Annotated in this window: 3 protein-coding genes; all 3 read left to right on the top strand. The window is 34.9% G+C overall.

The genetic code is table 11. The annotated features are described in order from the left end of the window. Positions 1-238, top strand: a 238-nt coding sequence (locus A4R26_RS09975; protein ID WP_165760216.1) for a hypothetical protein, incomplete at its 5' end; no start/stop codon positions are given. Positions 239-293: 55 nt separating this feature from the next. Further along, the gene (locus A4R26_RS09970; protein WP_081163642.1) at positions 294-617 is read left to right on the top strand and encodes a hypothetical protein; all 324 of its coding nucleotides are present in this window, start codon (positions 294-296) and stop codon (positions 615-617) included. A gap of 621 nt (positions 618-1238) precedes the next feature. Then, positions 1239-1517: a hypothetical protein gene (locus A4R26_RS09960; RefSeq protein WP_081163640.1), complete on the top strand. Its 279-nt coding sequence runs from the start codon at positions 1239-1241 to the stop codon at positions 1515-1517. The last annotated feature ends 130 nt before the right edge of the window (positions 1518-1647 follow it).

Raw genomic sequence — 1647 nt, 5'->3', positions numbered from 1 at the left:
ATTTCCCGCCTCGAATGATGTACTTAAGAATTTGGAAGAAGCGCTTAAAAAGGGAATAATCAAGAAAGATTACTTATCAGCGGCTATGGGGGTTGATGTTTATTTAAAGGTAAACAATGTGAAAAAAACAGCTATTGAAATAAGGTTTTATAGTTCAGACTCAGCTTTAAAATTGTATTTTATCTATTATAAAAAAAATGGGGAGTATTTTTTTGAACCCCACAATATTGAAAGTTGATTGGTAATTTCCGAAAGCTATTTAACCCAATGAGCATGAACTGGTTACCAATGCAATGAAGGAGAACCTGAACAATGTTGATGATTTTGCTCGTCTCACTAAGTCAGCGGTTGGATTAAGCAAAGTATCAAATGCAGCAAGTAAGCTTGCTACCGGGGCTGGAGTTGCAGGAATAGGGATAACAGTTATAGATGGATTGACATCTGAAAAGGGGTGGCAAAACCATCATACTGCTGATGTACTTATTGGAACAGCCCAAACCTTGCTATTAGGAAGTGGCCCTGTTGGTTGGGGTATTGGTTTGACTTATTTTGTGGCAGATTTTATCGTAACAAGTTCAACCGGAAAGAGTATTACAGAAAACTTATTTGATAAATAGAAGTATGTACAACTTTGTATTTTGGTTCTTTTATAAATTTTTTGAATGGAGGAAAAAATTTAAATCTCCTTTTTTACCTGCGTCTATGGTCGGATTAACTATGATTATACATTTAGGTTTAATACATGCATTTCTTAGATATTTTACAGGCTTTAATATAGGCGTAATAAGTAATAAATACGGTTATAACAGATTAATTCTTCTTCCTATAGTGCTTCTTTGGTTTTTTCTTGTTTATCAGTTGTATTATAAGAAAAGAAGCGACGAAATTCTAAAGCATTATAGTGAAAGCTGTTTTTATAGTCTGAAAAATATTTTATATATTATTCTAGTCATAGTAGTTCCCTTGATAGTTGCAATTTGGTTAACGAATTTGGCTGTAAAAAAGGCTTAATGAAGAGTAGAAGTACAGAGTAGGAAATAGAAATAACTTCATAAATAAGCCGCAACGATCGCTGCGGAAGGAAGCAGGTACTGAGTGACTTTGGCCGTCATAGTCTATTTGTTGCCTGCGATATCAATTCTCCAGGCTATAGTGGAAAGGTAGTGATTGAGAATGCTGATTTATATGCCTGCTTGAATCAACAAAATGGTTTTACCAGGAGAAAATATAAAAGCTATATGCTTCAAAAGCTATCAACCGGAGGTAAAATCGAAGTAAAAGCTGATGACCTGTTAAAGTGGGGATTCTTAAGAGTGAATGAAATTGCAGAAGTGAAGCAACAGATTTCACATGGGAATGAAGAATTTATTAGCAATTTTTTCACTGGTAAGGTGATAAAGGAAGGGTTAGGTTTCGATGTCCGAAATGCGATAATTTACGAACTTTTTAATAGGCAAACAGGTAGCAAGACAGATGATGAAACTGGTTATCTGTATATTCCTTTACTGTCGGAGTAGTGGGTAATGAGTCAACAGTTACCTCCTCTTACATACTTCCAACTCCAAAGGGTCAGATTAGAATGATTTGGATAGCCGTAAGCATGGTGATGTAGAAACTCCTCATAAGCAATTTTACAAAAAGAACTTT

The sequence above is a fragment of the Niastella populi genome (assembly GCF_002078015.1).
GTDB lineage: Bacteria > Bacteroidota > Bacteroidia > Chitinophagales > Chitinophagaceae > Niastella > Niastella populi.
Note: the sequence above shows the minus strand (reverse complement) of the source record. Positions and strands in the feature narration are given on the sequence as shown.